This is a genomic window from Pedobacter sp. WC2423 (genome assembly GCF_040822065.1).
GTDB lineage: Bacteria > Bacteroidota > Bacteroidia > Sphingobacteriales > Sphingobacteriaceae > Pedobacter.
On the sequence record NZ_CP162005.1, the window covers coordinates 3,411,110 to 3,425,438 of the forward strand.

10 protein-coding genes are annotated in these 14,329 nt (G+C 39.6%); 7 read left to right on the forward strand and 3 right to left on the reverse strand.

Features of this window, described 5'->3' with window-relative positions:
• Positions 1-61: 61 nt before the first annotated feature.
• Entirely contained in the window at positions 62-1,063 is a 1,002-nt protein-coding gene (locus tag AB3G38_RS14040) for a polysaccharide deacetylase (protein WP_367864512.1), read from the reverse strand.
• Positions 1,064-1,085: 22 nt separating this feature from the next.
• Here AB3G38_RS14040 and AB3G38_RS14045 point away from each other — a divergent pair, with 22 nt between their 5' ends.
• The 3 genes from AB3G38_RS14045 (at position 1,086) to AB3G38_RS14055 (ending at position 5,323) form a co-directional block, all read left to right on the forward strand.
• Positions 1,086-1,799, forward strand: coding sequence for a pyridoxine 5'-phosphate synthase (locus AB3G38_RS14045; protein WP_367864513.1), 714 nt, complete (start codon positions 1,086-1,088; stop codon positions 1,797-1,799).
• A 78-nt stretch (positions 1,800-1,877) separates the two neighbouring features.
• On the forward strand, positions 1,878-4,763 hold the full coding sequence (gcvP, locus tag AB3G38_RS14050; RefSeq protein ID WP_367864514.1) for an aminomethyl-transferring glycine dehydrogenase: 2,886 nt from the start codon (positions 1,878-1,880) through the stop codon (positions 4,761-4,763).
• 152 nt (positions 4,764-4,915) lie between these two features.
• Positions 4,916-5,323 carry a response regulator gene (locus AB3G38_RS14055; RefSeq protein WP_367864515.1) on the forward strand — a complete coding sequence of 136 codons (408 nt, stop codon included), beginning with the start codon at positions 4,916-4,918 and terminating at the stop codon, positions 5,321-5,323.
• Here the strand turns inward: AB3G38_RS14055 and AB3G38_RS14060 are convergent.
• Positions 5,316-6,083, reverse strand: a complete 768-nt coding sequence (locus tag AB3G38_RS14060; protein ID WP_367864516.1) for an MBL fold metallo-hydrolase — start codon at positions 6,081-6,083, stop codon at positions 5,316-5,318. The genes AB3G38_RS14055 and AB3G38_RS14060 overlap by 8 nt on opposite strands.
• Positions 6,084-6,224: 141 nt before the next feature.
• On the opposite strand from AB3G38_RS14060, the gene recJ reads away from it, so the two are divergent.
• From recJ to AB3G38_RS14080, 4 genes are all read left to right on the forward strand, one after another.
• Positions 6,225-7,940: a single-stranded-DNA-specific exonuclease RecJ gene (recJ, locus tag AB3G38_RS14065; protein ID WP_367864517.1), complete on the forward strand. Its 1,716-nt coding sequence runs from the start codon at positions 6,225-6,227 to the stop codon at positions 7,938-7,940.
• Positions 7,937-8,671: an LPS export ABC transporter ATP-binding protein gene (gene lptB, locus AB3G38_RS14070; RefSeq protein WP_367864518.1), complete on the forward strand. Its 735-nt coding sequence runs from the start codon at positions 7,937-7,939 to the stop codon at positions 8,669-8,671. The genes recJ and lptB overlap by 4 nt, the downstream gene beginning before the upstream one ends.
• Positions 8,672-8,679: 8 nt before the next feature.
• Positions 8,680-10,194 (forward strand): GH3 auxin-responsive promoter family protein, encoded by a 1,515-nt coding sequence (locus tag AB3G38_RS14075; protein ID WP_367864519.1) that lies wholly within the window; start codon positions 8,680-8,682, stop codon positions 10,192-10,194.
• Positions 10,195-10,689: 495 nt separating this feature from the next.
• Positions 10,690-11,901: an ATP-binding protein gene (locus AB3G38_RS14080; protein WP_367864520.1), complete on the forward strand. Its 1,212-nt coding sequence runs from the start codon at positions 10,690-10,692 to the stop codon at positions 11,899-11,901.
• Between the two features lie 6 nt (positions 11,902-11,907).
• Here the strand turns inward: AB3G38_RS14080 and AB3G38_RS14085 are convergent, their stop codons facing one another.
• Positions 11,908-14,289, reverse strand: a complete 2,382-nt coding sequence (locus tag AB3G38_RS14085) for a phosphocholine-specific phospholipase C (RefSeq protein ID WP_367864521.1) — start codon at positions 14,287-14,289, stop codon at positions 11,908-11,910.
• Positions 14,290-14,329: the final 40 nt, after the last annotated feature.

A 14,329-nucleotide genomic window follows, 5' to 3' on the forward strand; every position in this document is an offset into this window, starting at 1 on the left:
TCAGTTTAAATAATAAAGAAGGGATGTGCCGAAAGGTTACATCCCTTTTTTATAAGACAGGCTATTCAGATCCTCCAAATTCATCTTCTACACTTTCCGACAAATCATACATCAGCCATTGCTTGCTTGTGACCTCGGCTGTCTTACTTTTTAACAGCTTGATAAAATCAGCCACCCCTGCAGGTTCGTTTCCATTTCCATGAATCAGAACGATACTGCCCGCAGCAGGCTTCTGCCCTTTTGCTAACCAGGCATCACTCCCTACCGGGATAATCCCATAAGCTAAAACTTTATCCACTACCCGCTGATCAGAAACCAGCCCCGGGAACCTGAAAAAAACAGAAGGAATCAAACCATGCTGCAACATCGCCAGTTCGGTACCCAATATTTCAAAATTCATATCCGTACCCGGTTCTAACAGAAAATTAGTCTTTAAGGGTGCAGTCGGGCTCACATGGTGATTGAAAGAGTGATCAATCCAGGTGATATCAATTTCTTTTTTTGCAACCAGTTCTTTCAGCCAGTTCAAATCGTCAGTATGTGTTAACATCCAGCGTCCGGTTATAGAAAGCGCTACAGGAACAGGCTGCTCAATTTTTGCAAACTCCTTAATCAATGAAGTGAAGATAATCCGGTCCAGCGGTTTATGCGAAGGACAAAGATCGATAGTCAGCGTTATTCCTTTGTCTTTAAGGAAGCCATGGGTAACTCCGGCATCCTGTAATGCCAGTGCTTGTTTTGCTGCAGCATCATAAGCTTTAAAATATGGGGTCTGCTGAAAATAAGCTTTTGAACTTTTCCAGTCCATTGGGCGTACCACAACATCGGCAATCAATTGTGTCGTTAAAGTCTGTGGATTGACAGTCAGGTAAACTACTTTACCCGATTTTTCCATTTTCCGGATTGCCAAAAGTTCGGTTCCCTGCACCTTTACGACCCCAGTATAAACTGTATAATTTTTAATCACCTCTTGTGCAGAACAGACAATTGCTCCAAAAATTAAAAAACAACAAATAATTACACAGAACGTTGACCTGTTTACAATAATATTATACCTGTTCATGTTTAATGGTTTATCTTTGTACATGGCAAAACTATCAGTAAATATCAATAAAATAGCCACGTTACGCAACAGTCGCGGGGGAAACAATCCAGATCTGGTTAAGGTAGCACTTGACTGTGAACGTTTTGGTGCGGAAGGAATCACTGTACATCCAAGACCTGATGAACGTCATATCCGTTATCAGGATGTATTCGATCTTAAAACAGCCATTTCAACAGAATTCAATATAGAAGGTAACTGCAAAGAACAAAAATTCATTGATCTTGTACTGGCCAACAAGCCCGCACAGGTAACATTGGTACCAGATACTGAAGGACAGATCACTTCCAATCATGGATGGGATACTATAAAACACCAGGCCTATCTTAAAGAAATGGTTCAGCTATTTCAAAAAGAAGGGATCAGAGTTTCGATTTTCACAGATCCGGTAAGGGAAATTATCGAAGCTGCACAAACGACAGGAACTGACCGGATAGAACTTTATACAGAGTATTATGCAGCTAATTACGCAAAAGACCCTGTAATGGCAATCAGTCCGTATACGCAAGCTGCACATACAGCGAATAAACTAGGTTTAGGAATCAATGCCGGGCATGATCTTGACTTGCAGAACCTGAAATACTTTGCGGATAACATCCCTAATTTACTGGAAGTTTCTATTGGCCATGCTCTAATCAGCGATTCCTTGTATTTAGGTCTGGAAAACACAATTCAGCTCTATTTGAAACAATTGTAGAATATATTTTGATCGGTCCATTCCATTGGAATGGAACTGAAATTTTAATACCTTTGCGCAAATTTATTGTTAACCGTCATGAGTTTAAACATCCATTACAAAGAAGACTTTAAAAACCGTCATATCGCTCCAAATGCGGAGGATACGGAGGCTATGTTAAGCACCCTTGGTCTGAATTCTATTGAAGAACTGATTGAACAAACTGTTCCTCAAAAAATCAGACTGAAAAAACCACTTAATTTACCTGTTGCTAAGTCTGAGAAAGAATATTTGGAAAGCCTTAGACAAACGGCTTCACTGAATAAAGTTTTCAAATCTTATATCGGACAAGGATATTATGACACCACTACTCCAGGAGTAATTCTGAGAAATGTGATGGAAAATCCAGGATGGTATACACAATATACTCCATACCAGGCTGAAATTGCGCAAGGTCGTTTACAGGCTTTGCTGAACTTCCAGACTATGGTTATTGACCTTACAGGTATGGAAATTGCAAATGCCTCTCTTTTAGATGAAGGTACTGCTGCTGCTGAAGCGATGTTTATGCAATTCAGTTTGCGTAAAAATACACAGGCAAACAAGTTTTTCGTTTCGGAATTGTTATTCCCTCAAACTATAGACATTTTAAAAACACGTGCAAATCCATTCGGAATTGAACTGGTCATTGGTGATCACCAGACGTTTGAAGCAACTGAAGAGTTTTTTGGCGCAATCGTTCAATATCCTGCCGGAAATGGTGAAGTGTTTAACTATACTTCATTCGCTGAAAAAGCACATGCTAAAAATGTTAAATTAACAGTGGTTGCTGATGTTTTAAGCTTAACGCTATTAACTCCTCCGGGAGAATGGGGAGCTGACATCGTTGTGGGTACTACTCAACGTTTTGGTGTACCAATGGGCTTCGGTGGCCCGCATGCTGCATTTTTCGCTACTAAGGATGAGTATAAACGTTCTATCCCAGGAAGAATCATCGGTGTAACTATTGACAGTCACAACAATTACGCTTTACGTATGGCACTGCAAACCAGAGAGCAGCACATCCGTAGAGATAAAGCAACTTCAAATATCTGTACTGCACAGGCATTATTAGCTATTATGGCTGGTTTCTATGCGGTATACCATGGCCCGAAAGGTCTTAAATTAATTGCAGAAAGAACACACGGTTTAGCGGTTGCCCTTTCACAATCAATTGAGCAAATCGGTTATAAACAATTAAACAAAGTTTTCTTTGACACCATCCGTGTCGATTTAGGTGATTTAAAAGATTCAATCCATAAAGAATGTATCGATAATGAAATCAACCTGAACTATATCGGTAGTGTAGCTACAATCGCATTAGATGAGACTACTTCTATCGAAGACATCAAATTGCTGAATAAAATATTTTCTAAAGTAAAAGGTATCTCTGCGGACAGCGTTGAACTTGCTGAAGAAAAAAATATTCAAACTGTAATCCCTGCTGAATTACAACGTACTTCAGCTTACCTGACGCATCCGGTATTTAATCTGCACCATTCAGAACATGAGATGCTGCGTTATATCAAATCACTGGAAGCAAAAGATCTTTCTCTTTGTCATTCTATGATTGCTTTAGGTTCATGTACCATGAAGTTAAATGCAACGACAGAAATGATCCCGGTTACCTGGGCAGAGTTTGGCCGTGTTCACCCTTTTGCTCCGGCAGATCAGGTGGCTGGCTATTATACTGTATTCAATGAGATTGACAGATGGTTAAGTGAAATAACTGGTTTTGCAGCCATGAGTTTACAGCCAAATGCTGGTGCTCAGGGAGAATATGCAGGTTTAATGGTAATCAGAGCTTATCATCAGGATCGTGGTGATCATCAGCGTAATATTGCTTTAATCCCTTCTTCAGCACATGGTACTAATCCTGCATCCGCAGCAATGGCCGGAATGAAGATTGTGATTGTTAAATGTGATGCAAACGGTAATATTGATGTCGCTGATCTGAAAGCAAAAGCTGAAGAGCATAAAGCTAACCTATCTTGTTTCATGGTAACTTATCCGTCTACACATGGTGTATTTGAAGAAAGTATCATTGAGATCTGTGAAGTTATCCACGCCAATGGCGGACAGGTTTATATGGATGGTGCAAATATGAATGCACAGGTAGGTTTAACCAGCCCTGCAAACATTGGTGCTGATGTATGTCACCTGAACTTACATAAAACATTCTGCATTCCTCACGGTGGTGGCGGTCCTGGTATGGGCCCGATTGGTGTTGCTGCACATCTGGTAAAATACTTACCGGGTCATGCTGTAGTAGATATCAACAATGAGAAATCAATTCACGCAGTATCTTCTGCTCCATGGGGTTCTGCTTCTATCCTGATCATCTCTCATGCTTATATTGCAATGATGGGTGGCGAAGGGTTGAAAAATGCGACTGAATATGCAATTTTAAATGCGAACTACATGAAAGCGCGTTTAGAGAAACATTATCCAGTACTTTATTCCGGAAGTAAAGGACGTTGTGCTCATGAAATGATCCTGGATTGCCGCGGGTTCAAAAACTTCGGCATCGAGGTAGTTGATATTGCGAAAAGATTAATGGATTATGGTTTCCATGCACCAACGGTATCTTTCCCGGTTGCCGGAACATTAATGGTTGAGCCCACAGAAAGTGAACCTAAACATGAGCTTGACCGTTTCTGCGATGCTTTAATTGCCATCAGAAATGAAATTACTCAAGTAGAGAACGGTAAACTGGATAAGTTAGATAATCCATTAAAAAATGCGCCACATACTGCTGCTAAAGTTACGGGAGATGAATGGGCACATAGCTACAGCAGACAAACTGCCGCTTTCCCATTACCTTATGTAGCTGAACATAAATTCTGGCCTTCGGTTGGAAGAGTTAACGACTCATTTGGAGACAGGTCATTAGTATGTGCCTGCCCGCCAATAGAAAGTTATATGGAAGAAGAAGTTAGTTTATAACCAGGCTTCACCTTCTTTTAATTTAAGAAGACGGGTCATTTTTGAAATGATCCGTCTTTTTTAAAATATATAAATCATCAAAGATTTACTTTACGTTTCTATTTTATATCTTTATATTAATCCCAGTGATCTTTCTATAAACTATTAAGCTGATGAATACTAAAATTAACCTGTTGGTAATTGACGATGATGACATTAACATTTTCATTATTAAGAAAATTGTTGAGAAAACAGGCTATGAGGCTAAAATGGTTGCCAAGACCAATGGATCAATGGCGATTGATTATCTGCAGGAATTAATAGCGAGCGATCAGATTCTGCCTCACCTGATCCTGATTGATATCAACATGCCTGTACTCAATGGCTGGGAGTTTTTAGATGCTTATGAAAACTTAGGTATCCAGAATGATATAGACATGTATATGTTGTCTTCTTCGGTTTATGAGAATGACATTGAAAAAGCCAAAACCTACAAAACAGTAAAAGGGTTTATTTCTAAACCCCTTTCTATTGAACGTCTTGTCGAACTATTTGAAGGCAAAAATTCAGAGGCTATATAACTTTAAACTGACCTTCTTCGCCCAATTCTATAAAACCTGTCGCTTTACTTTTACCATGATAGAAAAGGCAGTTCCAGTGTTCAGTAACAGCTGTATGTCCAAATTCTTCTCTTAATTCCATTGACTTGCGGCCATCGAAATCATATTTGGCAATAAATTTCTTGTATAATTCCTCTGGCTCCGGTAAAACATCACCACCAAAAAATACTTTATTCTCTTCATCTTCTAATAGCCATGCCTGGTGAAAAGGAGTATGTCCGCCAGTCAGGATATGTTTAATGCCGGGAATTAAATCACCGGTTTCATCTACGAAAACCAAAGTTGCATTTCGCTGAAGAAAATCAAATATTTCTGTTCTGTAAGAGGAAGAGGCATTGGTAAATGCACCCTCCCACTCTCCACGCTGAATTACGTAAGCTGCGTTTGGGAAACTAAGTTCCATTCCATTGTTTTCTTTATGCACCATACCACCAGCATGATCAAAATGCAGGTGCGACATTAAAACATAATCCACATCTTCAGGATTAAAACCTGCTTTGCGGATATTTTCATGTAAAATCAACTCTCCGTTACTGTTACTATAGCCCAAACCGGTATCCAGCACCACTAATTTATCCCCAAATTTAACAAGGAAAGGGTTAACATGTATAAATAGAGATCCGGGTCTGTCTTTGGGGCTATCTGTCTGAGGATTAAAAGGAACGAACTTTTTATCGGCTGCTACAGAATAAGAACCTTCATATAAAGTGAAAACTTGCAATGGCGTAGGTGTTAGTCAAAAGAATAATTAATGATATATTTACAATCTGTTACAAAGATATGGAACCTGCATGAAATACCTTCATGCTAACGTCATTACCGCTTAAACAGCGCTTTGCAAAAAACACAAAACTAAAACTAAATGAAGAAAAGATGGGTGCAGGCCGTAAAGGGTAAAGCAGAAACAACAGATTCGCTTGCACAGCAATTAAATATAGATACAAGTTTAGCTGAAATATTAGTACAACGTGGTATCTCCTCTTTTCAGGAAGCTAAAGACTTTTTCAGGCCGCAACTCACACAATTACATGATCCTTTTTTAATGAAGGATATGGATAAAGCCATCGCCAGAATCGATCTTGCACTGGCTGCCGGAGAAAATATCATGATATACGGAGATTATGATGTAGACGGAACAACCTCAGTGGCTCTTGCTTACAGCTTTTTCAGTCAGTTTACTTCAGCGATTGAATATTATATTCCTGACCGGCATAAAGAAGGATATGGAATTTCTACTGCAGGGATTGATCATGCAAAAGCGCAGGGGATTACCCTGATTATTGCACTGGACTGCGGAATTAAATCAAATGATAAGATTGATTATGCAAATAACCTTGGTATAGATTTTATCATTTGTGATCACCATTTACCAGGTGATGAACTACCGGCGGCAATCGCCATCCTTGATCCTAAAAGATTGGATTGCCCTTATCCTTTTAAAGAACTTGCAGGCTGCGGAATTGGTTTTAAACTGGCTCAGGCTTATTGCCTGACGCACAATCTTCCGGCAGAAAATTACGAAAGATATCTTGATCTGGTTATGGTTTCCATTGCTGCGGATATTGTCCCGATCAATGAGGAGAACCGTACCCTGGCTTATTATGGGCTGATCAAATTAAATACAAACCCTTGCACAGGGTTGAAAGCATTAATGGATAGCTGCGGTAAAAACAAAGATTTTACCATTACCGATGTTGTATTTACTTTAGCACCACGGATTAATGCAGCCGGAAGGATGGATCACGGTAATCAGGCCGTTAAAATGTTATTGTGCACAGCGGATACACTGGCTGCAGAACAAAGTCTTTTCATTAACCTGCAGAATACAGACCGGAAAACTACAGATCAGCATATTACCGCAGCAGCATTAGCACTGATCGATGAATCTGAAATCCTGATCAATAAAAAAACAACAGTAGTTTACAACGACCAGTGGAATAAAGGGGTAATTGGCATTGTCGCTTCCCGCCTGACGGAAAAATATTACAGACCTACCATAGTTTTAACATTATCCAATGGAATGCTGACAGGATCGGCACGTTCGGTACCGGGTTACGATTTATATGAGGCGCTTTTAGGTTGTGCCGATTTACTGGAACAATTTGGCGGACATAAGTTCGCAGCCGGAATGACAATTAAGCCTGAAAATATTGAAGCTTTCGCCGAAAGGTTTGAAACAGTGGTTGCGGCAACCATAACAGAAAATTTACTTTGTCCGGAGATTTTGATTGACAATGAAATTTCATTGGCTCAGATTGATGGCAAATTTCAGCGTATACTCGCTCAGATGGCACCTTTTGGCCCGGTTAACCCAGCTCCGGTATTTGTAAGCCATAATGTATTTTATGTGGGAAGACCTTATATTGTAGGGGCAAAACATTTAAAGTTGAGTATTAAACAACAAAATTCCAGTATTTTTGAGACCATTGGATTCGGGCTGGCAGAATTTGAGCAACTATTAAAACCTGATCAACCTTTCTCTGTTTGTTATACAATAGAAGAAAATGTGTGGAAAGAGCAGAAGCGTTTGCAATTGAATATTAAAGCAATAGAGATAAATAACCAATCATATAAATGATATTAAGAGCTGATAATCTTATAAAAAAATACAAACAGCGGACAGTCGTCAACGATGTTTCGTTTAGTGTGAGTCAGGGGGAAATTGTAGGATTACTCGGCCCTAATGGAGCGGGAAAGACCACTTCCTTTTATATGATTGTAGGATTGATCAAACCTAATGAAGGTCATATCTATCTGGATGATGAAGACATCACCAAGGATGCAATGTACCGCAGGGCACAAAAAGGAATTGGTTATTTAGCACAGGAAGCTTCTGTTTTCAGAAAACTGTCTGTTGAAGATAATATCCTGTCGATTCTGGAGATGACCACCATGACCAGAGTAGAACGTCAGGAAAAACTGGAAGAGTTAATTGATGAATTCAGTTTGCACAAAGTGAGAAGAAACCGTGGTGACCTTTTATCAGGAGGGGAACGCCGCAGAACAGAAATTGCCAGAGCACTGGCAGCAAGCCCTAATTTTATTTTACTGGATGAACCATTTGCAGGGGTAGACCCTATTGCAGTAGAGGAAATCCAGACTATCGTAGCCAAATTAAGAAATAAAAATATCGGTATCCTGATTACTGACCATAATGTTCAGGAAACACTTTCCATTACTGACCGGGCTTATCTCCTATTTGAAGGTAAAATACTCGAGTCTGGTACTCCCGAAGTACTGGCCGCCAATGAAATGGTAAGAAAGGTCTACCTGGGTTCCAATTTTGTACTTCGCAGTAAAAACTTATAATCTATCGTATGGCAATTGTAAATTCTATTTTTACCTGGTATATGAAAAAGCGTGTCCACCAGATAGAGCTTTTCATGAAATATCCGACAGATGTCCAGGAGGAATGGTTTCACACCCTGATTTCCTGTGCGGAAAACACCGAATGGGGAAAGAAATATGATTATAAGTCTATTGAGACCCCGGATCAGTTTAAACAGCGTATTCCACTTCAAAATTACGATTCATTAAAACCTTATATAGAGCGGATGCTGCAAGGGGAACAAAATATCCTCTGGCCTTCCGAGATTAAATGGTTCGCCAAATCATCCGGCACAACCAGTGACCGGAGTAAATTTATCCCCGTCTCTCCTGAGGCTTTAGAAGAATGCCACTTTAAGGGCGGGAAGGATATGATTTCCATCTTCTGCAATAACAAGCCATCCAACCAGATCCTGACTGGAAAAGCACTTGTCTTAGGCGGCAGTCATCAAATTAACCAGTTAAATGAAGATTCATTTTATGGAGACCTCTCTGCTGTATTGATCAAAAATCTGCCAATGTGGGCAGAATACTACCGTACGCCGGATATTTCAATCGCTTTGATGGACGATTACGAACAAAAAATGGATCGCATGGCAGAGGCCACCATTAAAGAGAACGTAACCAATATCTCTGGTGTACCTACATGGACCATTGTACTGGCCAAAAAAGTACTGGAAATTACAGGTAAGAAGAATTTACTGGAAGTATGGCCAAATCTGGAACTTTACTTTCATGGTGCGGTTAATTTCAGCCCTTACAGAGAGCAGTTTAAAGAATTAATCCCCAGAGATGATATGTATTACCTGGAAACCTATAATGCTTCTGAGGGCTTCTTTGGTATACAGGATCAGAAAAATTCGGAAGAGATGTTATTAATGCTTGATTATGGTATTTACTACGAGTTTTTACCTTTAGAACAACTTTGTGATGACAACCCGGTTACTTTAAGTCTTGGAGAAGTTGAGTTGTATAAAAATTATGCAATTATCATTTCTACCAATGCTGGTTTATGGCGTTATGTAATCGGAGATACGGTTCAGTTTACTTCTTTGTATCCTTTCAGGATCAAAATTACCGGCCGGACTAAACATTTCATTAATGCATTTGGAGAAGAAGTGATTATTGACAATGCGGAACAAGCCATCAGTAAAGCGTGCAGGGAAACTGGGGCAGCCTTTAAAGATTACACTGCCTGTCCTATTTATTTCAAAGGAAATGATGCCGGAGGACACGAATGGATCATAGAATTTGATCAGCAGCCCGATAACTTTGAGAAATTTGTAGACATATTGGATCAAACACTCAGAGACATCAATTCTGACTATGATGCCAAACGTTTTAACAACATGGCACTTTGCAGACCTAAAGTTCACAATGCACCAAAAGATACTTTTTATAACTGGCTGAAATCAAAAGGTAAATTAGGAGGACAGCATAAAGTACCCCGTCTGGCTAATGAAAGGAAGTATGTGGATGAGATTTTACCAATGCTGAAAGCCTGAGGATAAGGCTGCATAGAGCTGCAGAAACGTTTCCTGGTATCTGTTACACCGATTATAAATAAAAGCCCTCTTTTCTCTACTTAATTTTTTAGCTGTGCTAAATTCTGAACAGCTTTCAGCAGAGAAGGATAAGTATAAAACTTACTTCTCAATGGAAATCTTGTGATAAGCAGTAACAGAGAGTGAAGAAGGATTTTATGCTTTTCTCAGACCTGTGAATATAGAAACTTAATAAATCCCAGGCAAAGTCTAATTATACTCATAACTTATAAAGATGAATAATTGTGATACATAAACATACACGGACCGGTCATTGTAATTCTTTTATTAGTATAGTTAATCAGCATCGTGTTATAAAAAGAACAATTTATACAACAATCAAACCAATTTTTTGTTTAATGCATAATATTATTCTTAGGATTTCTTTTTATGCCCGGTCAAGCAGGGCTAAAACGCACCCTATCACCTAACCATGGATGTTCTGAATTAAAATCAATGACAAATAATAAAACGCCGGATGATCTTATTCCTGCTCATGATGAGATCAGATTAAAAAAGTTATATCAATATGAAATTCTGGACACCCATTCTGAAACGGATTTTGATACGATAGCGCTAATGGCGGCCGAAATATTTGGAACTAAGAAAGCTTTTGTGACTTTTGTTGATAAAGGACATGTTTTCGTCAAAGCGAGCAGCAGCAGAATTGAGGTTGACCATATTTCCAGAGCTTACGGCCTCTGCTCACTGAGTATTATGGAGGATGACCTGACTATTTTTCACGACACTCATCAATTTCCGGAGTTAATGAAAAACCCTTACATCTCCAGACCGGGAGGTGTGCGGTTTTATGCAGCCGCACAGATCAGAACCGCCGATGGGTTTGCATTGGGCACAGTTTGCGTTTTAGATGCAGAACCCCGGACCACAGTAACTGATCATCAGTCCAGAATGCTCTTGCTACTTTCCAGAATGGTTATGGAGAAGCTGGAAACAAGAATGGTCAGCAGAAAAATTGTAAGAGCTTATGATGACCGGTTGCATCGCCTGGCCCATGATATGAAAAACCCAATCACCTCAATTTCATTATATGCGCAATTACTGGGCAGCCGTGAAATGACCAGTGAAAAAGTATTTACTATGGCCGCTAAAATTGAAAATTCTGCTAAAGGAGTAGAGCAGAAGCTTAACAATTTGCTTACCGATGCCAGAAGCGAGAATTCAATGGTTGAATTAGTGCATGAACCAGTGATTATTAGTAACCTGCTTTTGCAGATGCAGCAGTCGTTTGAGTTGTCGCTGATTGCGAAAAATCAAACCTTAATCATTAATAATGAGCTCTCTGCTTTAATCTATGCCGATCGGGAACGGATACTGGATGTACTGGATAATTTGTTGAGCAATGCGATGAAGTACTCTTACGAAGGCGCTACAATTATCATTAATACTTCGCTGTCCGAAGACCAGTTAATCATTGAGTTTAAAGATGAAGGCCTTGGCCTGAGTGAAGAGGATATGAAAAAGCTATTTACGAAATTCGCAAAGCTAAGTGCTATCCCTACAGCACATGAAAAATCTTACGGCTTAGGTTTGTTTATTGTGAAAATGCTGGTGGAAAGCCATAAAGGTAAAGTATGGGCAGAAAGTGAAGGTAAAAACTTTGGAAGCTCTTTTTTCATCTCTCTGCCCACTTATAAACAAGGATAAAGATAGTTACAGAATTCCTGCCATGTAAGGATCAGAAATAGATTCTTTCCCGGTTTCCACGTGGCCTGCATATTGTCTGCTATAAGCCTCGTCTGTGGTTACAATAGTAAAATCATACCATCCTGAATTTTTCCCAAGGTTTAAAACTACCTGTTCTTTACTTTTAGGTTTTAATTGGATTTTTTGCGGATTACCTGCATATACTCCCGGTTTGATTTCAAGCGTTAAAGCTGCTGCTCCTGTATTTTCCAATAGTATACTCACATTTCCGCTAAGTTTTTCCTTCAGTAACCCCGATTTTTCATAGGTGCAGTTTACGGTAAGTTCCGGATCATTTTTACTGCCCTTGAAATGTCTGAAAAATCCATTAGGCCCTCTAACCAGCAGGTTATAATTTTCAGTTTTAAATTTACTCAACTGAAGCTGGTGTGTTACCTGATCTCCTGCATTAACCGCATAATCCCAGTTTTTACCAATAACCTCAGCATACGGATTTAAAGAAGTCACATTGAATGCAGAACCTACTGGTTCCAGTAATTGCCCAAATCCTGTTTTACCAGATTCAAATCTTAATTCTATCGCCGTTTTATCAGCATTCAGGTTAGCTTCTGCAAATAATTGGTAAGGCAAAGCGCAGGATTTTCTTGTGCCCTTTTCTTGTACTGGCATAGCTACCGGCGATGCAGAAGAAAATGGAATATTGGCATTAATTGCCGTTATTTCTGCTGCAGTTAATGCATCAGGAGTAACCTGCGCAGGTTTATTCTTCGCATTTTGAATACTGGTCACTACCTGCTCTTTTTTCAAAGATTCAGGGTTAACTATTTTTTCTCCGTTATAAGGTCTGAAAGCTGAGGTTAAGTCTCCGCAAACGGCCCTTCTCCAATCACTGATATTGTTATTTTTAATCTTCTTACCCGTCTTTTTACTTAGAAATTTCTCCAGGAATTGTTGTGAAGAGGTATGGTCAAATACTTGTGAATTTACATATCCTCCTTTACTCCATGGTGAAGCGATCAGCATCGGTACGCGGTAACCCAACCCAAGCGGGCTTCCCGTTTTAGCTTCCCATTCTACGTCAATATTCATTTTTGAAGAGACTTTTCCTGTTTCCGGATCATTAGGATTCGGAGCTACAAATGGAGGGATATGGTCAAAATATCCATCATTCTCATCATAAGTTAAAACAAAGATGGTTTTTTTCCAGATTTCAGGGTTCTTAGTCAGAATGTCAATGGCCTCGGATACATACCATGTTCCGTATAAAGGGGAACTGGTATGGTCTGAGAAACGCTGAGGAGCAACTAACCAGGAAACAGCAGGTAATTTACCCTGATCTACATCTGTCCGGAACTGATGGAAAATATCATTTTTAGGGATATCCACTGTTTCTTTTTTTCCCTGATCATCGGTATAAGTGAAGGGTTCAAGTTCCAGATAATCTCCCGGCATATTGATATTGGTCGCAAATGCTTTGTCGATCAGGTTTCTCTCTTTCTGGCTCAGTTTATTGTATTTTGCAGTGACTTGTTCTGCGGTTAAAATTTCTTTTTTATTAGTCTGGTCACCATGTTTACGGAAGTAGGCAGAAAGTTTAACGTTATATCTTTTCACATATTCCAAGGCGTTATCACCATAATTATCCACCCAATCACCAACTCTTTTATCCTGTAAATTTACCGTCCAGAGTTCGTTTTGATAAACCTTCCAGGATATGCCATTGTCTTCCAGTAATTCTGGAAAAGTATCCCAGTCTACAAAAGTACCAGTATGGGATTCAGCCTGTGAGTTATTGACTGCTGCTACAGCTTTTCCATTTTGCTCCGGACGGATCGTACCTGACCAGAAGAATAACCTGTTTGGTGTAGTCCCGGTCAGTGAAGAACAGAAACTATGATCACAAATCGTAAAGGCATCAGCCAGTGCATAATAAAAAGGGACATCAGTACGCTCATAGTGTCCTAAGGTCATGAGTGTTTTAACAGGTACCCATTTATCATATTTCCCTTGATTACGCGCTGCAATCTGATCATTCCAGGAGTGAGGCAGTCCCCCCTGCCAGGTGATCTTGGTTTTGTTAATATCTATGTGGAAGGGTGCGAAAGTATTTCCAGAAGCGTCTTGTTGCAGCCACACTTTATTCTTGTTGGGCAGAATTGCTGCGCGGGGATCATTAAATCCGCGTACGCCGTTCAGTTTACCAAACATGTGATCAAAAGAGCGATTTTCCTGCATCAGGAATACCACGTGTTCTGCATCATAAAAAGTAGTTCCGGGATCTGCTTCAATTGCCATTGCCTTTTGTATCGACATTGGAATTACGTTTGCTAAACCGGCAGCACCAGAAAACATTGCTGCTTTCTTTAAAAAGTCTCTTCTGGAATTCATTCTTGTTAATCAAATTATGTGTATCAATCTAATAGAGCGC